The organism is Haematobacter genomosp. 1, assembly GCF_002196855.1.
Taxonomy (GTDB): domain Bacteria; phylum Pseudomonadota; class Alphaproteobacteria; order Rhodobacterales; family Rhodobacteraceae; genus Haematobacter.
Genome location: NZ_NIPW01000010.1, coordinates 1 through 25,084 on the forward strand (window position 1 = coordinate 1; position 25,084 = coordinate 25,084).

The 25,084-nt window shown below is 66.0% G+C and carries 22 protein-coding genes, 1 tRNA gene and 1 pseudogene; 13 read left to right on the plus strand and 11 right to left on the minus strand.

The genetic code is table 11. The annotated features are described in order from the left end of the window. The 4 genes and pseudogenes from CDV49_RS20670 to CDV49_RS06330 form a co-directional block, all read right to left on the minus strand. Positions 1-200, minus strand: a pseudogene (locus tag CDV49_RS20670) (hypothetical protein); the annotation flags it as partial. Positions 201-204: 4 nt separating this feature from the next. Beyond that, entirely contained in the window at positions 205-510 is a 306-nt protein-coding gene (locus tag CDV49_RS06320) for a hypothetical protein (protein WP_088214725.1), read from the minus strand. A 236-nt stretch (positions 511-746) separates the two neighbouring features. Next, positions 747-1,823, minus strand: a complete 1,077-nt coding sequence (locus tag CDV49_RS06325; protein ID WP_088214726.1) for a hypothetical protein — start codon at positions 1,821-1,823, stop codon at positions 747-749. 449 nt (positions 1,824-2,272) lie between these two features. Continuing rightward, a tRNA-Ser gene (locus CDV49_RS06330) sits at positions 2,273-2,360 on the minus strand. A 141-nt stretch (positions 2,361-2,501) separates the two neighbouring features. On the opposite strand from CDV49_RS06330, the gene CDV49_RS06335 reads away from it, so the two are divergent. Genes CDV49_RS06335 through CDV49_RS06365 form a run of 7 tightly spaced genes read left to right on the plus strand, consistent with a single transcriptional unit; the run spans position 2,502 to position 8,711 of the window. After that, a complete protein-coding gene (locus tag CDV49_RS06335) occupies positions 2,502-3,185 on the plus strand; it encodes an SPOR domain-containing protein (RefSeq protein WP_143413130.1) in 684 nt (227 codons plus the stop codon). A 26-nt stretch (positions 3,186-3,211) separates the two neighbouring features. Beyond that, positions 3,212-4,384: a D-alanyl-D-alanine carboxypeptidase family protein gene (locus CDV49_RS06340; RefSeq protein ID WP_088214728.1), complete on the plus strand. Its 1,173-nt coding sequence runs from the start codon at positions 3,212-3,214 to the stop codon at positions 4,382-4,384. Between the two features lie 42 nt (positions 4,385-4,426). Next, positions 4,427-5,035: a dTMP kinase gene (gene tmk / locus CDV49_RS06345; RefSeq protein ID WP_088214729.1), complete on the plus strand. Its 609-nt coding sequence runs from the start codon at positions 4,427-4,429 to the stop codon at positions 5,033-5,035. After that, entirely contained in the window at positions 5,032-6,129 is a 1,098-nt protein-coding gene (locus tag CDV49_RS06350) for a DNA polymerase III subunit delta' (protein WP_088214730.1), read from the plus strand. The genes tmk and CDV49_RS06350 overlap by 4 nt, the downstream gene beginning before the upstream one ends. Positions 6,130-6,136: 7 nt before the next feature. Then, entirely contained in the window at positions 6,137-6,976 is an 840-nt protein-coding gene (locus CDV49_RS06355) for a TatD family hydrolase (RefSeq protein WP_088214731.1), read from the plus strand. After that, the gene (locus tag CDV49_RS06360) at positions 6,973-7,773 is read left to right on the plus strand and encodes an MBL fold metallo-hydrolase (protein ID WP_088214732.1); all 801 of its coding nucleotides are present in this window, start codon (positions 6,973-6,975) and stop codon (positions 7,771-7,773) included. The genes CDV49_RS06355 and CDV49_RS06360 overlap by 4 nt, the downstream gene beginning before the upstream one ends. After that, a complete protein-coding gene (locus tag CDV49_RS06365; RefSeq protein ID WP_088214733.1) occupies positions 7,773-8,711 on the plus strand; it encodes an AEC family transporter in 939 nt (312 codons plus the stop codon). Before CDV49_RS06360 ends, CDV49_RS06365 begins: the two co-directional genes overlap by 1 nt. A gap of 340 nt (positions 8,712-9,051) precedes the next feature. On the opposite strand, the gene serA is transcribed toward CDV49_RS06365, so the two are convergent. Together serA and CDV49_RS06375 are read right to left on the minus strand one after the other, a co-directional pair. Next, entirely contained in the window at positions 9,052-10,647 is a 1,596-nt protein-coding gene (gene serA / locus CDV49_RS06370; RefSeq protein ID WP_088214734.1) for a phosphoglycerate dehydrogenase, read from the minus strand. 65 nt (positions 10,648-10,712) lie between these two features. Further along, positions 10,713-11,867 carry a phosphoserine transaminase gene (locus CDV49_RS06375; RefSeq protein WP_088214735.1) on the minus strand — a complete coding sequence of 385 codons (1,155 nt, stop codon included), beginning with the start codon at positions 11,865-11,867 and terminating at the stop codon, positions 10,713-10,715. Between the two features lie 279 nt (positions 11,868-12,146). On the opposite strand from CDV49_RS06375, the gene CDV49_RS06380 reads away from it, so the two are divergent. The 5 genes from CDV49_RS06380 to CDV49_RS06400 are packed head-to-tail and all read left to right on the plus strand — an operon-like array spanning position 12,147 to position 17,443. Continuing rightward, a complete protein-coding gene (locus CDV49_RS06380; protein ID WP_088214736.1) occupies positions 12,147-12,908 on the plus strand; it encodes a 3-hydroxyacyl-CoA dehydrogenase in 762 nt (253 codons plus the stop codon). Between the two features lie 16 nt (positions 12,909-12,924). After that, on the plus strand, positions 12,925-14,133 hold the full coding sequence (locus CDV49_RS06385) for an acetyl-CoA C-acetyltransferase (protein WP_088214737.1): 1,209 nt from the start codon (positions 12,925-12,927) through the stop codon (positions 14,131-14,133). A gap of 5 nt (positions 14,134-14,138) precedes the next feature. Continuing rightward, complete coding sequence (locus CDV49_RS06390) at positions 14,139-15,521, plus strand: enoyl-CoA hydratase-related protein (RefSeq protein WP_088214738.1); 1,383 nt, start codon at positions 14,139-14,141, stop codon at positions 15,519-15,521. After that, positions 15,518-16,309: an enoyl-CoA hydratase/isomerase family protein gene (locus CDV49_RS06395; RefSeq protein WP_088214739.1), complete on the plus strand. Its 792-nt coding sequence runs from the start codon at positions 15,518-15,520 to the stop codon at positions 16,307-16,309. Before CDV49_RS06390 ends, CDV49_RS06395 begins: the two co-directional genes overlap by 4 nt. Positions 16,310-16,318: 9 nt before the next feature. Continuing rightward, complete coding sequence (locus CDV49_RS06400) at positions 16,319-17,443, plus strand: acyl-CoA dehydrogenase family protein (RefSeq protein WP_088214740.1); 1,125 nt, start codon at positions 16,319-16,321, stop codon at positions 17,441-17,443. Positions 17,444-17,491: 48 nt separating this feature from the next. On the opposite strand, the gene CDV49_RS06405 is transcribed toward CDV49_RS06400, so the two are convergent. The 5 genes from CDV49_RS06405 to CDV49_RS06425 all read right to left on the minus strand — a co-directional run bounded on the left by CDV49_RS06405 (position 17,492) and on the right by CDV49_RS06425 (position 24,257). Next, positions 17,492-20,095 carry a TRAP transporter permease gene (locus CDV49_RS06405; protein ID WP_088214741.1) on the minus strand — a complete coding sequence of 868 codons (2,604 nt, stop codon included), beginning with the start codon at positions 20,093-20,095 and terminating at the stop codon, positions 17,492-17,494. Between the two features lie 100 nt (positions 20,096-20,195). Then, complete coding sequence (locus tag CDV49_RS06410) at positions 20,196-21,167, minus strand: TAXI family TRAP transporter solute-binding subunit (RefSeq protein WP_088214742.1); 972 nt, start codon at positions 21,165-21,167, stop codon at positions 20,196-20,198. Between the two features lie 48 nt (positions 21,168-21,215). Further along, positions 21,216-22,028: a 3-keto-5-aminohexanoate cleavage protein gene (locus tag CDV49_RS06415; RefSeq protein WP_088214743.1), complete on the minus strand. Its 813-nt coding sequence runs from the start codon at positions 22,026-22,028 to the stop codon at positions 21,216-21,218. Further along, positions 22,025-23,380, minus strand: a complete 1,356-nt coding sequence (locus CDV49_RS06420) for an aspartate aminotransferase family protein (protein WP_088214744.1) — start codon at positions 23,378-23,380, stop codon at positions 22,025-22,027. The genes CDV49_RS06415 and CDV49_RS06420 overlap by 4 nt, the downstream gene beginning before the upstream one ends. Before the next feature lies 1 nt (position 23,381). Beyond that, positions 23,382-24,257 (minus strand): MurR/RpiR family transcriptional regulator, encoded by an 876-nt coding sequence (locus CDV49_RS06425; protein WP_088214745.1) that lies wholly within the window; start codon positions 24,255-24,257, stop codon positions 23,382-23,384. A gap of 120 nt (positions 24,258-24,377) precedes the next feature. Between CDV49_RS06425 and CDV49_RS06430 the strand changes: the two genes are divergently transcribed. Beyond that, on the plus strand, positions 24,378-24,854 hold the full coding sequence (locus CDV49_RS06430; protein WP_179209134.1) for a c-type cytochrome: 477 nt from the start codon (positions 24,378-24,380) through the stop codon (positions 24,852-24,854). The last annotated feature ends 230 nt before the right edge of the window (positions 24,855-25,084 follow it).

Consider the following 25,084-nt stretch of genomic DNA (forward strand, 5'->3'; position numbering starts at 1 on the left):
GGGTGTTTGGGGGCTGCCGGAATGCGAGTCCGACCGCGCCCCACCATAACGTGGAGAGATTGGCGTTCGACAGGCTTTCCGTGAGGGGGCCGGAGGATGGCGAACCCGATTAGGCACAGCGCAATGGCGTTCACGAAGTTCGCAACGAGCTTCACGCGCTCGTTGTTCGCAACGAGACGGTCGCGAATGGTAGCCATCATTCCCTCACCTGAATCCGCCCTCAATAAAGGCGCCTATGACGAGAAGCGCCGCCCAGACAAGTGCCATAGTGATAAAGCCTGACAGGAAGCCTCCTGTGTGATTGGCATCCATCTCAAGGAATTCATTTATCGGCGGATATCGCAGTATCGCGTCACCTGGGAGCGTCCAGAGCCAGGCGATGCCGCCAGTCAGGTCGGAAATTGTGATGCCATCCTCACAGTTGAAGCCTTCCCATCCTGTCACAGGCCACGAAAAGCGGGAGTGACCGTAGATCCTCTCAGTTGCTTGAGAACATTCAATCCAGTTCATTTACAGCCCCTCCCGCCCAGCGCCACGCCCGACCCGGTCACAACCTGCCCGCTTTGGACATGAACATCCACCAGACGGCGCTTGTCGCAATGGCCTATCGCATGGTCGGCAGCGAGCCGCGGGACAGGTTCGGCAAGCCGCTCTGACGGCGGTAAGGTCGCGCGCCTTCATCGCCAAAGAAGGCCGGCCCCGCCAACGCGGGGCTTTGTCCATTGTGGACGGCCCACCGGCCGACTTCACCCCGCCTCAGAAACCTGAATGTCTAGCAGGCGATTCCCCTCAAACAGGCAGCTGATCTGATATTTAAGTTCCAAGTTGAATGAATTCTTGGCGGTAAAGGTCGATGCCAATCTTGCGCGGCCGGAGTTCCAGGTAGTCCATGTGACATCAATGAACCGCGAAAAACTCACCGTCGACGGATGAGTGGCCGAAGCGCGGGCGCCTTGCTCGCAAGCGCTAATTGCTGCGGATCGCTCGATGGGTGGGCTTGGCCCGAACCAACCTCCGGCATCTGAGGGACGGAACCAGATGTTGAAGGGGATGTCGCCGCCTTCGCATGTTACGAAGAAGACCGGATCCTCTCTGGTGCCGCGCTCAGAAACCTCTAGTGTGGCAGGATCAAGCGAGCGGCAATACGGATTGTCCCGAGCTATGCTGTTGAGAATGAGCAGAATTTTATCACGATACTTTTTGGTTTGCGCGGTCCAAGGCACCTCCTTCATAACAATGGAGCGCACTGTGGTCGTATTTGGCTGAGGGAACGCAAGCGCCCCATTAGGAACCCAGCCGACGGAACTCGTGTCAGCGCTCTCATTCATCGTTCTGACGAGAGCCCATCCGTCTTTCTCACAGAGTACCGATACAGGTTGGCTCTCGATCACGCGACGGCTGATCTGCTTATCCAGCAACCCGCTCGCCCTCTCATTCAGAACGGGATCGGCATCCGCACTTGGTGCGAGGAGAAGATCATGGGCCTCAGAAATGAGCCGCGTCTCCGCTGAGTTTTCACTGACCATTTCACAGAGCGCGAGCCTCTCGGGGAGACTGTTAGTCTCTACGCTTATGCGGTCTTCGACCGCCGTAGGCAACGGCGCAGCGCGGTCGCTGATAGAAACAGCGGCCTGCTCTGCGGTCGGCGCTGGGTTCGTTTGGTGGCTCATCAAAGAAACCGCGGCAAAAATGAAACCAAGTATCGAAGCAACGAATCCTAGGAGCGCTTCCCTTCGGTTGCGAAAAGGCCTGAGCGGATAAGCGATGCAGATGAGGGACCACGCGCCGAACAGGAGGATGACAAAAGGTAAAGCAATGGTCATGGCTTAAACCAATAGAAGCTACACAGCCTATCTCTGTTGCCATGCTGTTAAGGAAGTAAAGCTACCTCTTGCACGTGCTCGTGAGGTGTTGCCGCAAATTGCGGGTCGGGAAGGCTGCGAATCGCGGCTGATGGCTGGCCTTCTGCTCCGAACGTAGGGTGCGAGTGTTCACGCAAGTCCGCAATAGCGAAAGCCGCAGCGCGCAGCAGGGGGGGGCAAGGTCGGAAACCCGGCCCGATCCGCCAGACCCGCGCCCCTCTCGCGGGCAGATTTTTTCGTCCGGTTGAAATTGCGGACTGCGGACTTTAGCCCGGTCGGGACAATGTTCCCGACGTGTCATGGCCGACCAATTCCGCCACCATCCAAAACGAAATGGGGGAAGTAGTGGGGGAAGACATAAAGGGACAGCGCAAATATCGCAGCGATTTCAAATCGATAAATCAATTGAATGGCGGAAGAGGTGGGATTCGAACCCACGGATGGTTGCCCATCGCCGGTTTTCAAGACCGGTGCCTTAAACCGCTCGGCCACTCTTCCGTCGGTGGGCGGATAACGGGTGGCGGGCGATTCGGAAAGATAAATGCTGCGCTGCATGAACTTGCGCTAGCGTCGTTGATAAATGGAACGGAAACCGGGCGAACCGGGTGGAATCGGGACAGGGGAGAAGCGGGACAGGGGATGAGACACGCAGTGGCAGGTGTTCTGGCCGCGATGATGCTGGCGGCCTGCGGCATGGAACCTGTCGTTCCGGCTCCTACGTTGGAGGAGCAGGCCCGGCCGCGCGCGGAGGAACGGTCGGCGCCGGACGTGCTGCGCCTCTCCGGCAGCGCGGTTTGGGACGGGCGGCCCACGCTCGGTGGTCTGTGGATCGCGCGCCCCGGAGTGGAGAGCCGCCGTGTGCTGGTCGAGGGGCGGAACGGCAGTGCGGCGGCCACGCTCCTGCCCAACATGTCCCGAGATCGGCGCTTTCAGCTTTCCTCCGACCTCGCGGGGGTGCTGGGAGTGAGCGCGGGTCAAGGGATTGCGGTGCGTGTGACGGCGCTTGTGATGCCCTCTGCGGGTGCCTCTCCCCTCTCGGCAGACACTCCTGCCGTCGTCCCTGCGGTGGCGGAGAGCGCCGCGCGGGTTACCCTCAGCAGGCCGCAGGCGATTCAGGTCGCGGTCTTCGGGGTGGAGGCGAATGCCCATGCGGCCCGCGAGAAGCTGGCGGAGGCAGGGCTTCGCGCGGAAATCCGGCGGTCGGGGGCTGTCTGGCGGGTCACGATTCCGCTTGGTGGGGCCGCGGGGGATGGCGCTCCGGGCGAACTTCTCGCAAAAGTGAAGCGGCTCGGGTTTGCCGATGCCTACGCTGTCGCCCTATGAGGCCACCCGGATCTGGATGGAGAGCCATGTTCAAACCTTTTGCCCCCTTCGTGCTCGTGGCTCTCGCAGCCCTTCCCATCCCTGCCTCGGCGTTCGAGACGCGCGCGGGCTCGGCCTATGTGGTGGATTTCAAGACCGGCACCGTCCTCATGGACAAGAACGCGGAGGTTCCCCTGCCGCCCGCCTCCATGTCCAAGCTCATGACGCTCAACATGCTGTTCGAGGCGCTGCGGGACGGGCGGGTGACGATGGACACCACCTTCGCCGTCTCCTCCAAGGCGCGGGCCATGGGCGGTTCGACCATGTTCCTGAACGAACGTGACCGCCCGACGGTGGAGCAGCTCGTCAAGGGGATCATTGTGCTTTCCGGTAACGACGCCTGTGTCGTGGTGGCGGAGGGGCTTGCCGGATCGGAGGAGGCCTTTGCCCGCCAGATGACGGAACGAGGGCGGGCCATCGGGCTGGAAGCCTCCCATTTCTCCAACGCCTCCGGCTGGCCCGACCCGGAACAACGGATGACGATGAAGGATCTGACGACGCTGGGCGTGCATCTGATCCGCGAATTTCCCGAATACTACCATTACTTCGCGATCACCGAATTTCCCTTCGACAACCGCGCGCCCGCCAACCGGCACAACCGTAATCCGATCCTGAGCCTCGGCATCGGGGCGGACGGGCTGAAAACCGGGCACACGCAAGAATCGGGCTACGGCCTTGTCGGTTCCGCGCAGCAGGGCGAGCGGCGCGTCGTGTTCACGCTGAACGGGATGGCGACGGAAGCGGAGCGGCGGGAGGAGTCGGAAAGTGTCGTGAACTGGGCCTTCCGCAACTTCGTCGAAAAGACCGTCGTCCGTAAGGGCGAGGTCATCGTGGAGGCCGATGTCTGGATGGGCAGCACCTCTACGGTCGGCCTGACGGTGACGGAAGATCTTCAGCTTCTGGTGCCGGCGCTGGTGCAGGGGCAGGTCTCGGCAGAGGCCATCTATGCCGCCCCGCTGAAGGCACCGCTCGCAGCCGGGCAGCAGGTCGGCGAACTGGTCATCCGCATGCCGGACATGGAGCCGCGGCATGTCCCGCTCGTCACCGCGACGGCGGTGGCGGAGGGGGGGTTCGGCACGCGGCTCTTGACGGCGGCCCGTGTGCTGGTGCACCGCATGACCGGTGCGGAGAGCGCCCCCGCCGGCGGGGCGGAGTTCTGAGCGGGCCCCGGCCGCTTGCCGCCGAACCGGGCGGAGGGGCGTGTGTTCATCAGCTTTGAAGGCATAGACGGGTCGGGCAAAAGCACTCAGGCCCGGCGGCTGGCAGCGACCCTCGCGGCTGAGGGGCGGGAGGTTCTGCTGACGCGGGAACCGGGCGGATCGCTCGGCGCGGAGGAGATCCGCCGTCTCGTTCTGGAGGGGGAGCCGGACCGCTGGTCGCCGGAAACGGAGCTTCTGCTCTTTACCGCCGCCCGCCGGGATCACCTCGAACGCACGATCCGCCCCGCGCTCGCTGCGGGCCAGTTGGTCGTCTGTGACCGTTTCGCCGATTCCACCCGCATCTATCAGGGTGTGAGCCGGGGCGATCTGCGGGGTATGGTGGACAGGCTGCACGACCTAATGATCGGGGTGGAGCCCGACCTGACCTTCATCATCGACATCGACGCCGAAACCGGCCTCTCCCGCGCCCGCGCCCGCCCCGGCGGGGAGCAGAGGTTCGAGGATTTCGGCCTCCCGCTTCAGGCGCGGATGCGGGAGGGGTTCCTGGCGCTGGCGCGCGAGTTTCCCGTCCGCTGCCGCGTGATAGACGGCGGAGACGACGAGGATACCGTGGCCGCCCGCGTGCGCGCGGCACTGGGCGAGGCGGGATGAGCGACGATCTTCCCGAATCCGACCGGCTGGAGGGCGTGCCCCATCCCCGCGAAACGCAGCGCCTGTACGGTCAGGAAGCGGCGGAAGGTGCCTTTCTCGACGCGGTGGAGACCGGGCGGCTGCACCACGGCTGGCTTCTCACCGGCCCGCGCGGCATCGGCAAGGCCACGCTGGCGTGGCGGATCGCGCGCTACCTGCTGCAACCGCCCGCGCCGGGGATGTTCGGCGCGACGCTCGACCCGCCGCAGGACGATGCCCTGGCCCATCGCCTGCGGGCGTTGAGCGAGCCGCGCCTGCTGCTGATCCGCAGGCCCTATGACGAAAAGGCCGGCCGCTTCAAGGCAGAGACCCCGGTGGACGAAGTGCGCCGCCTGCGCGCCTTCTTCGGCCTCTCCGCGGCAGAGGGCGGTCGCCGGGTGGTGATCGTCGATACGGCCGATGAGCTGAACCCCAACGCCGCGAATGCGCTGCTGAAGGTGCTGGAGGAGCCGCCGGAGGGCGCGGTGCTCCTGCTGGTGAGCCATCAGCCCTCGCGGTTGCTGCCGACCATCCGGTCCCGCTGCCGCGAGCTGCGGCTCCGCCCGCTGGATCAGGCCGACCTGTCCCGCGCGCTGGAAGGCGCGGGCGTGAGCGGGGAGGGGGCGGCGCTGGCGGCCCTTTCCGGGGGATCGGTCGGCGATGCGGTGCGTCTTGGCGCAGGCGGGGGCGCCGAGCTTTACGGACATATCCTCGCGCTCATGGCAAAGGCGCCGGGCATGGACAGGCAGGCAGCCCTGTCGCTGGCGGAACGCGGAGCGGGCCGGGGAAACGAGGCCGCGTTCGACCTGATCCTCACGCTGCTCGACCTGTTTCTGGCCCGCCTTGCCCGGACAGGTGTCGCGGGACCGCCTGAACTGGAGGCCCTGCCGGGGGAAGGGGCGCTCCTCGCGCGGCTTTCGCCGGACCTCGCGGCCGCCCGCCGCTGGGCCGAAGTGCAGGAGACGGCAGGCGCCCGCGCGCGACAGGGACGGGCGGTGAACCTTGACCCTGCCACGCTTCTCCTTGATATGGTTCTGACACTGGACGAGACGGCGGCGGCAGTGGCCGCCCGTTGAGGCACCGATGACAGATCATTCCTCCCCTTCCGCTTCCCCCGCCGCCGCGGTTCCTGAAATCGTTGACAGCCACTGTCACCTCGACTTTCCCGACTTTCAGGGAGAGCTTGACGACGTGGTGGCCCGCGCCCGTGCGGCTGGCGTGACGCGGATGGTCACGATCTGCACGCGGATGGGCAGCCTTCCCACCGTGCGCGGCATCGCCGGGCGGTTCGATGGCGTGTTCTACGCGGCGGGTATCCATCCGATGTCGGTGGCGGAGGAGCCGCCGGTGACGTTGGCGGAGCTTCTGGCGCTGGCGGATGATCCGCAATGCGTGGGGATCGGCGAGACCGGGCTCGACTATCATTACTCCGCCGACAGCGCGGAGGCGCAGGCGGTCAGCCTCCGGCTCCATATCGAAGCCGCGCGGCGGACGGGCCTGCCGCTCATCATCCATTCCCGCGACGCCGATGCGGACATGGCCCGTATCCTGACGGAGGAACATGCAAGGGGCGGCTTCACCGGCGTCATGCATTGTTTCACCTCCTCCGCCGAACTGGCGGAGGCGGCGCTGGCCATCGGGTTTTACCTCTCCATGTCGGGGATCACCGCTTTTCCGAAGTCCGGCGGTCTGCGCGACATCTTCGCCGCTGCCCCGCGAGACCGGATACTGGTGGAGACGGACTCCCCCTATCTCGCCCCGCCGCCCCACCGGGGCCGCCGCAACGAACCGGCCTATACCGCTTTCACCGCACGCAAGGGGGCGGAGACGCTGGGCATGGACTATGCCGATTTCGCGCGCCTGACCTCCGACAATTTCGACCGCCTTTTCGCCCGCGCGGCGCGAAAGGCGGATGCGGCATGACGGGGCGGATCACCTATACCATTCTGGGCTGCGGATCCTCCGCCGGGGTGCCGCGTCTGGGCGGCCACTGGGGGGAATGCGACCCGGCCAACCCGAAGAATGAACGTCTCCGCTGCGCGCTCCTTGTCACGCGCGAGACGCCGGAGGGGGTTACGCGCGTGCTGGTGGATACCGGGCCGGACCTGCGCACCCAGCTTCTCCGCGCCGGGGTGGGGGAGCTTGACGGCGTTGTCTATACCCACGCCCATGCCGACCATGTTCACGGAATAGACGATCTGCGGCAGGTGGTGTTCAACATCCGCCGCAGGCTCGACGTCTGGGCGGATGAGCCGACGTCGGAGGCGCTGCTCCACAGGTTCGACTATGTCTTCGTGCAGCCGCCCGGTTCCTCCTACCCGCCGATCCTGAACCTCCAGCCGATCACCGGCGCGTTCGAGGTCACGGGGGCGGGGGGGACGATCCCGTTCGTGCCCTTCCGCGCGAACCATGGCAGCATCGACGCGCTCGGCTTCCGTATCGGTGACGTGGCCTACCTCCCGGATGCGCTGGAACTGACGGAGGAGGCCTGGCCCGTGCTCTCCGGTCTGGACTGCTGGATCGTCGGCGCACTCCGGCGCAAGCCGCATCCGACCCATGCCCATCTGGAGCGCACTCTGGGCTGGATCACGCGCGCCGCCCCGCGGCAGGCCGTGATCACCAACATGCATATCGACCTCGACTATGAGGATGTGATGGCGGAGACGCCGGAGAACGTCGTGCCGGCCTATGACGGGCTCACGCTGAGCTACGATCTCTGATGCAGGCGCTGGTCGATGTCATCCTTCCGGTCTTTCTCGTCATCGGCTTCGGCTACTTCATCGCATGGCGGGGGCTGTTCACGGACCAGATGGTCGATGCGCTCATGCGTTTCACCCAGAACTTCGCGATCCCCTTTGTGCTGTTCCGCGGCATTGCCACGCTGGACCTTGGTCAGAACTTCGATATCCGGCTGCTGGCGAGCTTCTTCATCCCGGCGATCCTTTGCTTCCTGATCGGGGCCGGCGCCGCGCGCTATGCCTTCAGGCGGCCGCCGGAGGATTGCGTGGCGGTCGGCTTCTGCTGCATGTTCTCCAACTCCCTCCTGCTCGGCATTCCCATTGCGGAACGCGCCTTCGGGCCGGAGGGGCTGGCGGGCAACTACCTCATCATCGCCTTCCACTCGCCACTGCTTTACGGCATCGGCATCACGCTGATGGAGGTGATCCGCAGCCGCCACGCCGCGAAAAGTCCCGCCCGGGTTGCGGTGCAGGTGCTGAACGCGATGTTCCACAATCCGCTGGTGATGGGTGTGACCACCGGCCTTGTGGTGAACCTCACCGGATTGCCGCTGCCGGGGCCGCTCTGGGGCGCGGTCAACATGATGGCGCAGGCGGCGCTGCCGGCCGCGCTTTTCGGTCTGGGCGGCGTGCTGTTCCGCTACCGGCCGGAGGGGGACATGAAGCTCATCATGGTGATCTGCTTCCTGTCGCTGATCGGGCATCCGGCGCTGGTCTGGCTGATGGGCAAGGCCTTCGGGTTGCCGTTCGAGGGGTTCCGCTCCGCCGTCCAGACCGCGACGATGGCTCCGGGTGCGAATGCCTATCTGTTCGCCAACATGTATGGCGCGGCCAAGCGCGTGGCCGCCTCCTCCGTCCTGCTCGGAACGGCGGCTTCCATGCTCACCATCTGGGTCTGGCTGAAACTTCTGGGCGCCTGAGGGCAGGCCCCGGGCGGCCCCGCCGAGCCCAACCGGCGGCGGGCGGATGTCCTTTGTCTCCCGCAGAAAGGTGTCGATCCGCCCGACTCTCCAACAGGCCTTCAGGTCCACGTTGGAGCGGAAATCGTTCGCAATCCGGCGAAATCCCGAAATCCACACATTTCGGATGCCTCGGTCCGATTTTCCGGTTTCCAAGGCCCGGATGCGAGACTTCCGAACTGCTTTCAGCAGCCCGCGAAAGCCCGCAGGTTTTCATCGGCTCTGATGCCTCCCGCCGCCATATCCCATGAAAAAGCCGCGCCCAACGGGGCGCGGCTTGTCATCTTTCATTCCGGCAGGATCAGGCGGCTGCGAATTCCAGCGGGCGGACCTGCTTGAACAGCCCGGTGTCGCGCAGCGCGTCCAGCGTCGGGCCATCCAGCGGCTCGTCCAGATACAGGATGGCGATTGCGTCCTTGCCGACAGAGGAGCGGCCCAGCGTGAAGTTTGCGATGTTCACCCCGTGCTGGCCCAGCGTGGTGCCGAGCGCGCCGATGATGCCGGGCACATCGTTGTTGGTGGTGTAGAGCATGTGCTCGCCCACTTCCGCATCGATGTTGATGCCCTTGACCTGGATGAACCGCGGCTTGCCGTCGGAGAACACAGTGCCCGCGATGGAGCGTTCGCGCGTCTCCGTCACCATCGTCACCTTGATATAGGCGTCGAACGTGCCGGACTTCTCCTGGCTGGTGGTCGAGACCTGGATTCCCCGTTCCTTGGCGATGATCGGGGCAGAGACCATGTTGACGTCGGGGTTGGTCGTCTTCATCACCCCGGCGATCACGGAGGCGTTCAGCGCGGCAAGGTTCATCTTCGCCACAGTGCCGTCGTAGAGCACGTTGATCGCCTTGATCGGCTCGTCCGTCATCTGCCCGACGAAGGCGCCCAGATGCCCGGCCAGCTTGAGCCACGGCCCCATCACGGCGGCTTCCTCAGCGGTGACGGAGGGCATGTTGAGCGCGTTCGACACCGCGCCGGTCAGCAGGTAGTCCGACATCTGTTCGGCCACCTGGAGCGCCACGTTCTCCTGCGCTTCCGTGGTGGACGCGCCCAGATGCGGCGTGACCACGACGTTCGGCAGGCCGAAGAGCGGGCTTTCCTTGGCGGGCTCCACCTCGAACACGTCGAAGGCGGCACCGGCGACGTGGCCGGATTTCAGGGCTTCGGCCAGAGCGGCTTCATCGACCAGTCCGCCCCGGGCGCAGTTGATGATCCGCACGCCGGGCTTCGTCTTGGCGATGTTCTCGGCGTTCAGGATGCCCTTGGTCTTGTCGGTCAGCGGCACGTGCAGCGTGATGAAATCGGCCCGCGCCAGCAGTTCGTCCAGCTCGACCTTGGTCACGCCCATCTGCTTGGCGCGTTCTTCGGACAGGAAGGGGTCGTAGGCCACGACCTTCATCTTGAGCCCGAGCGCCCTGTCGCAGACGATGCCGCCGATATTGCCCGCGCCGATCACGCCCAGCGTCTTGTTGAACAGCTCGACGCCCATGAAGCGGGATTTCTCCCACTTCCCAGAATGGGTGGATTCGGAGGCTTCGGGAAGCTGGCGCGCGACCGCGAACATCATCGCGATGGCATGTTCGGCGGTGGTGATGGAGTTGCCGAAGGGCGTGTTCATCACGATGATACCGCGCTTCGAGGCGGCCGGAATGTCCACGTTGTCCACCCCGATCCCGGCGCGGCCGATGACCTTGAGGTTGGTGGCCTTCTCCAGCAGCTTTTCCGTCGCCTTGGTGGCGGAACGGATCGCGAGGCCGTCGTATTGGCCGATGATCTCGGCCAGCGCGTCCTTGTCCTTGCCGATCTTCGGCAGGTAATCGACCTCGACGCCACGGTCGCGGAAAATCTGGACGGCGGTTTCGGAAAGCTCGTCGGAAACCAGAACTTTGGGTGCCATTTCAGGCTCCTTGAATGGAGGGATTGGCCCCGCGTCAGCAGGGGCGGTCTCGTATGGGACAGGGATCAGGCGGCGAGGGCCTGCGCTTCGATCTCGGCCTCGAAGGCCCATTCGATCCACGGCAGCAGCGCTTCCACGTCGGAGGTTTCCACGGTGGAGCCGCACCAGATCCGCAGGCCGGGAGGCGCGTCGCGGTAGGCGCCGGCGTCCAGCGCCACGCCTTCCTTTTCCAGCCGTTTCGCGACGGCCTTGGCAAAGGCGGCAGCGTCCTTGATCCGCGCATCGGTGAACTTCAGGCAGACCGAGGTGCAGGAGGCCGTGGCCGGATCGGCGGCGAGGTTCGCGATCCAGTCCTTCGTCGCGACGAAATCGTTCAGCGCCTTCGCGTTGGCTTCGGCCCGCGCGATCAGCGCCTTCTGTCCGCCCAGTGCCTTCGCCCATTTCAGCGCGACAAGGTAGTCCTCCACGCAGAGCATGGACGGCGTGTTGATCGTCTCGCCAACGAAGATGCCCTCGATAAGCTTGCCGCCCTTGGTCATGCGGAAGATCTTCGGCAGCGGCCAGGCGGGGGCATAGCTTTCCAGCCGTTCGACCGCGCGGGGCGACAGGATCAGGACGCCGTGCCCGCCCTCACCGCCCAGCACCTTCTGCCAGGAGAAGGTGACGACATCCAGCTTGTCCCACGGCAGGTCCATGGCAAAGGCGGCGGAGGTCGCGTCGCAGATGGTCAGGCCGTCCCGGTCCGCCGGGATCGCGTCGCCGTTCGGCAGGCGCACGCCGGAGGTGGTGCCATTCCAGGTGAAGACGACGTCACGCGCGAAATCCACCGTGGCGAAATCGACGATCTCGCCGTAGCCGGCCTTCTTCACGGTCGCATCGATCTTCAGCTGTTTCACCACATCGGTGACCCAGCCTTCGCCGAAGCTTTCCCAGGCGAGCATTTCAACCGGGCGCTGGCCCAGCAGGCTCCACAGCGCCATTTCCACGGCACCGGTGTCGGAGGCGGGGACGATACCGATGCGGTAGTCCGCCGGCACGTTCAGAATTTCACGGGTAAGGTCGATCGCCTCTTTGAGCTTCGCCTTGCCGACAGCGGCGCGGTGCGAGCGGCCAAGCGGCGCGTCGGACAGCATGTCGAGGGTGAAGCCGGGGATCTTGGCACAGGGGCCGGAGGAGAAACGCGGATTGGCCGGGCGTTGAGCCGGAGCGGAGATCGCCATCGCTGGTATCCTTACAGATAATCGCCTCTCGTTGGGGAGAGGTGTCCCGCTGATGCGGATACGCCGCGTCATTTTGAAAATCAAGCAAAGACTGCGGCGCATTGGCACATTCTGTCGGCATCTCCTGCAGGAGGGGAAATTCGCCAATGGAGGTGAACTTGATATTCAACTATCTGTTTACATTGGAATATCATTTATGAATTTTACTATTCAGTAACATCCGCCGCCGTGCTAGCGTCTCCGCCGAGGTAACCGGCTCCGTGCCGGAAGGAGGGACATATGGACATCAAGGGAATCGTCGCGGTCGTGACCGGGGGCGCCTCCGGGCTGGGTGATGCGACGGCGCGGGCGCTGGCCGCGGGCGGCGCGAAGGTGGCGCTGGTGGATTACAATGAGGAAGGCGCACGCAAGACCGCTGAGGAGATCGGCGGCATCGCCGTGCAGTGCGATGTGTCCAAGGCGGAAAGCGGCGAGGCGGCCTTTGCCAAGATCCTCGCTGAACTTGGCACCCCGCGCGTGCTCATCAACTGTGCGGGTGTCGCGCCGGCGCAGAAGGTGCTGGGGCGCAACGGCGTCATGCCGCTCGACGATTACCGCCGCGCGATCGAGGTGAACCTGATCGGCACGTTCAACATGCTGCGGCTGTTTGCCGATGCCTGTCAGGCGCTGGAGCCGCAGGCTTCGGGAGAGCGGGGGGTGATCGTCAACACGGCCTCCGTCGCGGCCTTTGAAGGGCAGGTCGGCCAGACGGCCTATGCCTCCTCCAAGGCAGGGGTCGCGGGGCTGACGCTGCCTGCGGCGCGGGAGTTCGCGCAGATCGGCATCCGCGTCTGCACCATCGCACCCGGCATTTTCGAGACACCGATGCTGAAGGGTCTGCCGGAAGCGGCGCAGGAAAGCCTTGGCAAGATGGTGCCCTTCCCCTCGCGCCTGGGCCGCCCGCAGGAATATGCCGCGCTGGCGCTGCACATCATCCAGAACGAAATGCTGAACGGCGAGACGATCCGGCTGGACGGCGCGATCCGCATGGCGCCGCGGTAAGCCGCAAGGGGGGATCATGACCGAGGCCTTTATCTACGACGCCGTGCGCACGCCGCGCGGCCGGGGCAAGCCCGACGGCGCCCTGCATCCGGCAACGCCCGTCACCCTGGCCACCACCGTGCTGGAGGCGGTGCGGAACCGCAACGGGCTCGAGACCGCGGCGGTGAGCGACATCGTGATGGGGATCGTCATGCCGGTGGGCGAGCAGGGGCAGGTGCTGCCCCGCATCGCCGCCCTTCAGGCGGGCTATGCACAGGACGTGGCGGGGGTGCAGATCAACCGCTTCTGCGGCTCGGGGCTGGAAGCGACCAACATGGGCGCGGCCAAGGTCATGGCGGGGCAGGCGGACATGGTGGTGACCGGCGGGGTGGAGAGCATGTCCCGCATCCCGATGCTGTCGGATGGCGGGGCATGGAGTTCCGATCCGCAGGTCTCCTTCAACACCCGCTTCGTGCCGCAGGGCATTTCCGCCGATCTCATCGCGACGAAATGGGGATACGGACGGGAGCGGACGGATGCCTTTGCCGTCGAAAGCCATCGCCGCGCCGCCCGCGCCTGGGGCGAGGGGCGGTTCGACCGCTCCGTCGTGCCGGTGCGCGACGGGGTCGGGCGGGTGATGCTCGACCGGGACGAGACGGTGCGTGGCAATGCAACGGCGGCGGATCTGGCAAAGCTCCGCCCCTCCTTCGCCCGCATGGGGGCGGAGATGGGCTTCGACGCCATCGCCCGCCTCCGCTACCCGGAGGTGGGAGAGATCGACCACGTGCACCACGCGGGGTCGTCCAGCGGTATCGTGGACGGCGCGGCGGCGGTGCTGATCGGCACGCGGGAGGCGGGGGCGGCGCAGGGGCTGCGTCCCCGCGCCCGTATCCGCGCCTTTGCCGAGATCGGGTCGGAACCCACGATCATGCTGACCGCGCCCTCCTTCGCCGCCGAAAAGGCGTTGAAGCGGGCGGGAATGACGCCGGGCGACATCGATCTTTATGAAATCAACGAAGCTTTCGCCGCCGTGGCCATTCGCTTCACCGAGGCGCTTGACCTCGACCCGGCTTGCGTCAACGTCAATGGCGGCGCCATTGCGATGGGCCACCCGCTCGGGGCGACGGGGGCTATGATCCTTGGCATCGCGCTCGACGAACTGGAGCGGCAGGACAAGGAGACCGCGCTCGTCACGCTCTGCATCGGGGCGGGAATGGGTGTCGCAACGATCATCGAAAGGGTCTGAGAGACATGTTCACGACCGATATCGACGCCGAAGGCATCGCGACCGTCACCATCGACATGCCCGGGCGGAGCATGAACGTGATCGACTGGGCGCTCACCGATGCGCTGGACGCGGAGGCGCGCGCGCTGGCCGCCAATCCGGCGGTCAAGGCCATCGTGCTGACCTCGGGCAAGAAGGATTTCGTCGCCGGAGCCGATCTCGCGATCATGCACGATCTCTATGATCTGACCCCGGAGGCCGCGTCCGACAGGATCGGCACGCTGGGCGCGATGGTGCGGGCGTTCGAGACCTCCGGCAAGCCCATCGTGGGCGCCGCTCCCGGCACGGCGCTTGGCGGCGGGCTGGAGATCCTGCTCGGTTGCAACTACCGCATCGCGGCGGATAATCCGAAGGCGCGGTTCGGCCTGCCGGAAGTGACGCTGGGGATCCTGCCCGGCGCGGGCGGAACGCAGCGCCTGCCGAGGATCATCGGTATCCCCGCCGCCTTGCCGGTGCTGGTCAAAGGGCAACCGATGACGGCGTCCGAGGCGCTGGATGCAGGCATTCTCGATGAGGTGGTGCCGCCGGAAAACCTGCTCGCTGCCGCGAAATCCGCGATCCGCGAGGGGCGCGTCAGGTCCGTCCAGCCTTGGGACGAGAAGGGTTTCGCCCTGCCGGGGCCAGCGCCCGAGTCCGCCGAGGCGATGGATCTGTTCACGACCTGGAATGCAAAGGTTCTGGCTGAAACCGGAGGTCACCAGCCTGCGCCACAGGCCATTCTCTCCTGCGTGTTCGAGGGCACCCGCGTGCCGATCGACGCGGGGCTGAAAATCGAGCGGGATTATTTCGGCACTCTCGTTACCGGCGATGTCGCACCCGCGATGGTCTGGGTCACCTTCGAGGCGCGGATTGCCGCCGCCAAGGCGGGGCGCAACGTGACCGACCCGAAAGGCCCCTATGTGACGTCGGGCCTGTCCGCGCTGCTGGAGGAGACGCGCCTGCTGCGGGCGGAGGGGGTGTCCGATGCCGTGCTTCAGACTGCGGCGGACCAGCTCGGCATGTCGCTCACGCCGGAGGATGTCCGCGACGGACCGAACAGCATGAAGACCTTCAAACAGGCCGTGGACACCGTTTCGCTGGAGGAAGTGAAGGACAGGCTGCTGTTCGTCCAGGTGTCAACTGCGGCAACCGCGCTTCAGGGCGGGGCCGTGGCGCTTGCGGCGGAGGCCGATTACGGCGCGGTCATGGGCTGGGGTTTCCCGGTGCATCTGGGAGGGCCGATTTATTTCGCCCGTCATCTGGGAGAGGAAGAATTGAGGAAGCGCATGGGCGCACTGGAATACTCCTACGGGCCGCGCTTCGTGTCGTCCCCGGTGATTTCAGCCATCACAGACAAGGCCAAGCCGTGAGCGATCTGGTCCTTGCAAGGTTCGACGCGCAAACCGGCATCGCGCGGATCGCCTTCAACCGGCCGGAGGTGCTGAATGCGCTGAACGTGCCGCTGGCGCGCGCCTTCCTCGCCGCGGTGCGGGAGGTGACGGCACTGGAGGGGCTGCGCGCCATCGTGCTCACCGGGGAGGGGCGCGCCTTTGTCGCCGGGGGCGATGTGGCAAGCTTCGCCGGCGGGCCGGAGATAGCGGTTCCGGTGGTCAACGATCTGCTCGACGCGTTGAACCCGGCGATCCTGGCGCTGCGCCGGGCGGATGCGCCGGTGATCGCCGCCGTGCGCGGGGCGGCAGCCGGGGCCGGGCTGTCGCTGATGATGGCTGCCGACATCATCGTCGCGGCCACGGGAACGAAGTTCCTCATGGCTTACGAGAAGCTCGGGTCTTCGCCCGATTGCGGGGCCACGTGGTTCGCGCCGCGGCTCCTCGGGCGGGCGAGGACGATGGAGCTTCTGCTGATGGGCCGCGTGCTCGATGCGGAAACCGCGCGTGACTGGGGGCTCATCAACGAGGTCGTGCCTGTCGACGATCTCGACAGCCGGGTTCAGGCGTTGGCGCAGACGCTGGCGCGGGGGCCGACGCGCGCCTTCGGCCAGTCCAAGCGTCTCATAGACGAGGCCGAACACGTGACCCTCGCCGAACAGCTGGAGAAGGAACGCGCGGCCTTTCTCGCGGGCACGGGCACGGCGGATTTCGCCGAAGGCACCGCCGCCTTCACCGCCAAACGGACACCCGTCTTTACCGGGCGATAAGGATCACAGATGTACAATGAAGAGCAGACCCTGATCCGCGACACGGCCCGCGCCTTTGCGCAGGATGTCCTCGCGCCCGGTGCAGCCGCGCGGGACAGGAGCAAGACCGTCGATCCGTCCATCTTTTCCGACATGGCGGAGCTCGGGTTCCTCGGCATGACGGTGCCGGAGGAATGGGACGGTGTCGGGGCCGATTACGTCAGCTATGCGCTGGCGCTGATGGAGATCGCGGCGGCGGATGGTGCGATCTCGACCATCATGTCGGTGCACAATGCACCCTTCAACGCGATCCTCACCCGCTTCGGCAGCGATTTTCAGAAGGAGCAGGTGCTCCGCCCCGCGGCAAAGGGAGAGTTCATCGGCGCCTTCGCCCTGACCGAAGCCAATGCCGGCTCCGATGCCGCCGCGATCCGCACGAGGGCGGAGAAACGCGGTGACCGCTATGTCATCAACGGCGGCAAGGAATTCATCACCTCCGGCCGGATCGGCGGTTGGTGTATCCTGTTCGCCACGCTGGACGGCACGCGGAAAGGGATCACCGCCTTTCTGACACCCACCTCCGCCCCCGGTTACGAAGTGGCGAAGGTGGAGGAGAAACTGGGTCAGCGCTGCTCCGACACCTGCTCCCTCCGTTTTACGGATCTGGAGATCCCGGAGGAATACCGTATCGGCGGAGAGGGGGAGGGCTATCGCATCGCGCTGTCCAGCCTTGAGGCCGGGCGCATCGGCATCGCCTCCCAGTCGGTCGGGATGGCGCAGGCGGCCTTTGACGCGGCCGTGGCCTATGCGCGGGAGCGGACCTCCATGGGCAAGCGGCTGATCGAGCATCAGGCCGTGGCGTTCCGGTTGGCGGAGTTGCGCACGAAGCTGGAGGCCGCGCGGCAACTTGTGTTGCTGGCGGCGCGGATGAAGGATGCAGGCCTTCCCTGCCTGAACGAGGCGGCGATGGCCAAGCTCTTCGCGTCGGAGACAGCGGAAGGGGTGGTGTCGGGCGCGCTCCAGACCTTTGGCGGCTACGGCTACATGCAGGATTTCCCGCTGGAGCGCATCTATCGCGATGTGCGCGTGTGCCAGATCTATGAGGGCACCTCCGACATCCAGAAGATCATCATCTCCCGGCAACTCGACCAGTGAAAAGGCCCGCTCCGAGGAGCGGACCTTCCCCCGGATAAAGCGCAGGCATCACGCGGGGAGGGGCGCCTCCCGTTCCCGCTCCCGCCGCCGCCATTGCAGCGCGGCGATGCCGGCCGTCGCCAGCAGCGCAAGCCCGGTCGGCCACAGGTGCGACGGCTGGTCGGCGCGCTGCAGCACCACCGTCACCTCGAACCCCGGCTCGATCCCCATGCGCGCGGCGTAGGAGCCGAAGGTGACCGGCCCCACCGTCAGCCTGTCGCCCAACGGCATGAGCATCAGCCCGTTGTCCCGCAGCCGCTCTGCGGCAGGTCCGGGCCCGACGCGCAGGTTCACCGTCTTGGCCACGTCATCGCCCATCAGGTCCATGCCTTCGACGCGGAACTGGAAGCGGGTGCCTTCTGGCGCCGCGTCCAGCAGCTGCATGAACTCCGCCGCGGGGCGCTGCTCATAGGGAGAGGAGACCCGGTTGAGCCACCAGTCCGGCCGGAACAGCGTAAAGCAGATGAGCAGCAGGACCGCGCTCTCCCACAGACGGCTTTTCGTGACGAACCAGTTCATCGTGGCGGCCGCGAACAGCAGGATCGCCGCCAGCGACATGGCGCAGAGCCAGAGCGTCTCCGGCCATGAATGCACATCGAGCAGCAGCATCGCCGGGTTGAAGATGAAGACGAAGGGCAGGATCGCCGTGCGGAGGGAATAGAGAGCGCCCTGAAAGCTCGTCTTGATCGGATCCTCGCGTGAAATCGCCGCCGCGGCAAAGCCGGCAAGCCCGACGGGCGGCGTGATATCCGCCATGATGCCGAAGTAGAACACGAAGAGATGCACGGCGATCAGCGGGATCGACAGCCCGGCCTGCGAGGCGAGGCTCACCACCACCGGGGCCATGAGGGAGGACACGAGGATATAGTTCGCGGTCGTCGGAATCCCCATGCCGAGGATCAAGCTGATGACCGCGACCATCAGCAGCATGATGATGACATTGCCGCCGGAGATGAACTCCACGAACTCCGTCATCATGAGGCCGAGGCCCGTCAGCGTCACCGTGCCCACCACGATGCCTGCCGTCGCCGTGGCCACCGCAATGCCGATCATGTTCCGCGCGCCGAGCGCCAGGCCGTCCCACAGGTCGATGAGGCCGCTCCGGAGGCCCGCGCCCACATCCTGCTTGCGGAAGACGGCGAGCAGCGCCTTTCGCGTCGCCACTATCACGATGATGGTCAGCGTGGCCCAGAAGGCCGAAAGCCCCGGCGACATCATCTCCACCATCAGGCACCACAGGAGCACGACGATGGGGATGAGGAAATCCAGCCCCGTCCGCGTCACCTCCCATGCCAGCGGCAGTTGCAGGATGGGCGCGTTCGGATCGTCCACCGAAAGGTCTTCATACTGCGCCGAGAAGGCGACGGCGGCGATGTAGAGCGCGCCCCCCGCGAGGGCGAGCCCCCAGCCCGCCCCCGGACCGGCGAGCGTCTGGATCAGCCCGATGCCCCAGGACAAGAGGCAGAGCACCGCGATGAAGCCGGAAATGCCCAGTCCGAATCGCAGCAGCCGGTGACGGGCGGGCATGGGGGCCGAGGGGATGGGGCGCGCGCCGATCTTGATCGCTTCGAGATGCACGATGTAGAGCAGCGAGAGGTAGGAGAAGATCGCGGGCAGCGCCGCGTGGCGGATGATCTGGGAATAGGGGATTCCCACATATTCCACCATCAGGAAGGCGGCGGCGCCCATCACCGGCGGCATGATCTGCCCGTTGATGGAGGCGGAGGCCTCGATCGCGCCCGCCTTCACCCCGGACAGCCCCGTCCGCTTCATCAGCGGAATGGTGAAGATACCACCCGAGACCACGTTGGAGACGGAGGAGCCCGACACTACCCCGTTCAGCGCGGAGGAGACGACGGCCACCTTGGCCGGACCGCCGCGCAGATGGCCGAGCAGCGCAATGGAGATGTTCATCATCCAGTTGCCCGCGCCCGCCTTCTCCAACAGCGTGCCGAACAGGACGAACAGGAACACGAAGCTTGTGGAGACGCCGAGCGCGATGCCGAATACGCCCTCCGTCGTCAGCCATTGGTGGTTCACGAACTTCGCCAGAGAAGCGCCGCGGTGCATGATCGCTTCGGGCATGTATTGCCCGCCGAAGCTGTAGCCCACGAACACCAGCGCCACGATGACCATGGGCAGGCCGAGCGCCCGGCGCGTCGCCTCCAGAAGCAGCACGAAGCCCACGATGCCGCTCACCAGATCAAGCGTCGTCGGCTGGCCCGGCCGCTGGGCGAGCGCCCCGTAGAACCAGAAAAGATAGGAGGCGCAGAAGGCCCCAATCAGCGCGAACAGCCAGTCCTGCGGCGGGATCCGGTTCCGGGGGGAGGATTTGAGCGCCGGATAGGCAAGATAGGCGAGGAAGATCGCGAAGCCCAGATGGATCGCCCGCGCCTCGGTGTCGTTCAGCACGCCGAAGCCCAGCATGAAGGGCAGGGGCGATGCATACCAGAGCTGGAACAGCGACCAGCAGACCGCCGTCACCGTAAGCACGCGCGCGGTGAGGCCGGCCGGACTCCGCCCGCCCGTATCGATATCGGCGACGAGTTGGTCGAGCTCGGCCTGTGTCGCGTCGCTCGGCGCGTGGCCGGGAGAGGTAGGAGAGGTTTTCATGTCCTGACCCTTTCGCGCCGGGGTGGCGCGGTCTGGATGGGAATGGCCCGGAATTGCTTCCGGGCCGTATGATGGGGCGTTTCGCGGGCCGCGTCCGGCCTCAGTTCAGCCAGCCCTTCTCCCGGTAGAACTTCTCGGCCCCCGGATGCAGCGGGGCGGAGAGGCCGTTCGTGACCATCGTTTCCGGATCCAGCGTCGCAAAGGCGGGGTGGAGGGCCTTGAACTCGTCGAAGTTGTCGAAGACCGCCTTCACGATCTGATAGACGTGCTCGTCCGGCTCATCGGCGGAGGTGACCAGCGTCGCCAGCACGCCGAAGGTTTCCGTCGGTTCCGGGTTGTTGTTGTAAAGCCCGCCCGGGATCGTCGCGGCCCCGTAGTAGGGGTAGGTTTCCATGAGCTTGTCCACCGCCGGACCGGTCAGCGCCACGAGCTTTGCGCCGCAGGTGGTCGTCGGATCCTGGATGTTGGCCGACGGGTGGCCGACGCCGTAGAAGAAGCCGTCGATCTTGCCGTCGCAGAGCGCCGCACCATGCTCATCGGCCTTCAGCTCGGAGGCCAGCGCGAAATCGGCCGTCGTCCAGCCGAGCGCGTCCAGCAGGATCTCCATGGAGGCGCGCGTTCCCGAACCGGGATTGCCGACGTTGAACCGCTTGCCCTTGAAATCCTCGAACGTGGTCACGCCGGCATCGGGGCGAGCCAGCACGGTGAAAGGCTCGGGATGGAGGGAAAAGACCGCGCGGAGATTGTCGTTCGCGCCGCCGTCCTTGAAGGCACCCTCGCCCTTGTAGGCATTGTATTGCACGTCGGACTGGGCCATGCCGAAGTCGATCTCGCCCTGCTTGATCGCATTGGCATTATAGGCCGAGCCGCCGGTGGATTCGACGGAGCAGCGCAGGCCGTGCGTCGCGCGATCCTTGTTCAGCAACCGGCAGATCGCACCGCCCGCCGCGTAATACACCCCGGTCACGCCGCCGGTGCCGATGGTGACGAACTGCTGCTGCGCAAAGGCAGGCGTCACGGTGGAGGCAAGTGCGAAGGCAAGGCCGCAGCCAAGCATCCTGTCGAGTTTCATGGGTCGTTCTCCCTGTCTGGCCCCGTTCCGGGTGCCGGTTGATGATTGTCAGCCGTTCGCGGGCGTCCGCCACAGCCGTCGGAGATCCTCCGCCGTCGCGCGCGGGCGCATGGTCTGTCTGGCGGTGGCCGCGACGATGGCGGCGTTGTCGGGGGCAAGGCTGCCGTCGGGCAGGTGGAGGTTGTTCTCGAAGCCCACGCGCGCATGGCCGCCATGCGCCGCACCCGCCGCTATGAAGGCCGCTTCCTGCGGGCCGAAGGCGCAGAGCATGAAGGCATGGCGGGCGATGCCGGCGGCCAGATAGGCGTCAAGCTCCGCCCGCTCCGCCCCGGTACCGGAATAGCGGCCCATGACGGGCAGGATCGCCAGCGGTCCTTCCGGCAGCAGGCCGCGCCTCTGCAATGTTTCCAGCCGCGCGACATCGGCCGCATCGTAGAGAATGATCTGGTGGAGCGTGCCCCATTCCTCCATCCGCTCGAACAGGGCGGCGCCAGCGGATTCCCCGCCCTCCGGCATGATCTCGCGAAGCGCCAGCGACACGGATTCCGGCCGAAGCGCATCGACAAGCGAGATCTGCTCGGCGGGCGTGTAGCGACCGACGGCCTCCGTCGTGACCTGCACCACCAGAGCGTCACCGGTGACGGCGCGGATCGCCGCCTCCGCCTCGCGGTAAAGGCCCGCGTCGAGCACATGGCCGCCGTCCGCCCCGCGCACATGCAGGTGGATCATCGCTGCACCTGCCGCAAGCGCCGACTCCGCCGTCCCGGCGAGTTCCGCGGCCGTCATCGGCAGGGCGGGATGGTCCGCCTTCGTCCGTCGCGCGCCGTTCGGGGCGACCGCTATCGCAAAGGGCCGCGTCACGCGACGGCCTTCAGCGAGGTATCGATGGCATCGCCCAGCCGCTCCGCGATCAGGGCGATCTCATCGCTGCCGATGATGAAGGGAGGGGCCAGCAGAACGTGGTCCCCGTGTGTGCCTTCTACCGTGCCGCCGCCCGGATAGACCATCAGCCCCTCCGCCATCGCGGCGGCGCGGATGCGGCTATGAAGCTTCAGCGCAGGATCGAAGCTCTCCTTCGTGGCCCGGTCCTGCACCAGTTCCACGCCGATGAACAGGCCGCGCCCGCGGATGTCGCCCACATGGGCGTTTCCGCCCAGCCGGTCGGCCAGCGCGGCGCGCAACGCCGCTCCCGCATCCCGGCAGCGGGCAAGAAGGCCGTCCTCCTCGATTACGTGCTGAACCGCCAGTGCGCCGGCGCAGGCGGTGGCATGACCGATATAGGTGAAACCGTGGTGGAACACGCCCGACCCGCCGGTGATCGCGTCGTGGATCTCGCGCGACATCAGACATGCCCCGATCGGCTGATAACCGGCGCCCAGCCCCTTTGCGCAGGTAAGCAGGTCCGGCAAGACGCCCTCGTCCTCACAGGCAAAAAGGCGTCCGGTCCGGCCCATGCCCGACATGACCTCGTCCAGAATCAGCAGCACGCCGTAGCGGTCGCAGATCTCCCGGATGCGCCTGAAATAGCCGGGTGCAGCGGTCACGGCACCGGCTGTCGCGCCCACCACCGTCTCTGCCACGAAGCCGATCACGGTCTCCGGCCCCAGCCGCAGGATCTCGGCCTCGAGCGCGTCGGCGGCGCGGAGGGCATAGTCCTCCATGCTCTCGCCCTCGCGGCGGTAATGGTAGTCGAAGCAGGGTTCGATATGGCTCGCGGGCAGCAGGATCGGCTCATAGACCGCGCGGCGTCCCGGATTGCCGCCGATGGAAAGCGCAGCGATCGTGTTGCCGTGATAGCTTTGCTGGCGGGCGATGAAATGCCGCCGCTGCGTCTCCCCCTTCTCCCAGAAATACTGGCGGGCAAGTTTCAGCGCCGTCTCATTGGCCTCCGAACCGCCGGAGATGAAATAGACATGCTCCAACCCTTCCGGCGCGCGGGAGATCAGGTGATCGGCCAGCGCTTCCGCGGGTTCGGTGGTGAAGAAACTGGAATGGGCATAGGGCAGCCGGTCGAGTTGCGTCTTGATGGCCTCGATCACCCGCCGGTCGCTGTGCCCGAGGCAGGAAACGGCAGCGCCGCCCGAGGCATCCAGATACCGCCGGCCGGTGCTGTCGATCACATAGGGTCCGTCGCCCCCGATCGCCACCGGCAGGGTCCGGGCGGGGTCGCGATGCAGGATGCGCGTTTGGTTGGCGGTCAGATCCTTGGCCATGTCAATCCTCAGAGGGCAGGTAGGCGGAGCGTTGGGAAAGGCGGGATTCGCGCAGACGCAGGGCTGCCAGCCCCGCCTCTCTCGAACGGGTGAGAACAAGGCTCGTCAGCCCCTCGCAGAGCGCGACAAGTCCGGTGACGGAGGCCAGATGCGCCGGAAGATCGGTCGTCGCGGTCAGCGTGATGTCCGACAGTCGGGAGAGCGGGCCGAAGGGCGCATCGGTGACGGCAATGACCCCCATCCCGTGGCTGCGCCCGTGGCGCGTCGCTTCCACCGTCTCACGGCTGTAGGGCGCGATGGAGATGGCAACGAGCGTCGCCCCATGGGATAAGGCGTCGATCTCGTCCAGCATCATCCCGCCCGTGGCGCCGATGAGCCGCACGCCGGGGCGAAAGAGCGACAGGCCGTAGGCCAGCCCGTACGCGACGGAGTGACAGCTTCGCAGCCCGAGGATCCCGATCTCGCCCGCCGCCGCCAACCTGTCCGCCGCCTTGGCAAGGGCGGGGTGCTGCGCCTCCGCCAGACCGGAGGCCGCGTTTGCCGTCTCCGCCTCGGCCAGCCGCAGCAGAAGACCGCTCTCCGACCCGCGCCGGTGCGCGACCACATCGCCCGCCCGCCGGGAGAACACCGCTGACCGGTCCTCCGTCAGCCAGTGCTGATGCAGTGCCTGAAACTCCGCCCAGCTTCCAAAACCCAGCGTCTGGAGCAGCCGCAGCACCGACGCGGGAGACGTGCCCGCCTTGCGCGCCGCCGAGCGAAGGCCGTGCAGCGCGATCTCCGCCGGGTGCTCGCGGATATATCTCGCCGCCTCCTGTGCCTTTGGAGAAAGGCCCGGATAGAGCGCGTCGATTTGTTGATGCAGGGTGCTGACGGTCATGTGTGAAACACTTGTTTCATGCACGAAACATTCGTGTCAACGAAAAACCCACCGGCCAAGAGGCTGTTCAACCGGTTCTTCCGTGTTAAGCTTTGTAGACAATCTGGAGGAGACAGCCACGTGAAGACGGTAGCTACCCCTCGGCCGGCGCGCGCCGCCGGCCTGTTTCTTGCCCTCGGACTTCTCTGCCTCGGCACCCTGTCCGGCCCCGTCCATGCGGAGGGCGAGGCGACCAACCCCGCGGTGCGGGAGCGGATGGCGTTGATGAAGGATATTGGTCGGAACCTGAAATCCATCGCCGACATGGTTCAGCAGAAGGCCCCGTTCGACAGCCATGCGGCCCATGCCGCAGCAGGGACCATCGCCACCGATGCCGGGCGTATCCACACGCTGTTCAGGCCCAGAGAGAGCGACCCTGCCTCCGAAGCGCTTCCGGTCATCTGGGAGAGATGGGACGATTTCGTCGCCCATGCCGACAAGCTCGCCTCTGCCGCCAAAGCCATCGACGCAACTTCTGCCGAGACGCTCGCTGTCGGGTTCCGGCCCATGGCCGGTGCGTGCAAGAGCTGCCATGACAACTACCGCATGGACGACTGACCGACTGCTTAACGCGCAGCCCGGAAGCAGGGACCTGAGAATTCCTGCTCCGGGTCCTGGGTCACACCTGGCCCGCGCGGCGGTTGTCGGGGGAGGTTGATTCACCCTCGATCCGGTGCGTGTGGTCGGGCCGATCCGATACGATACGTGTGGCCGGGGGCAGGCGCGGCGATCGACACGATTTCGGCCTTCACTGGTCGGTTGGGGCCGGCGCGGGTGCGGCGGGCATA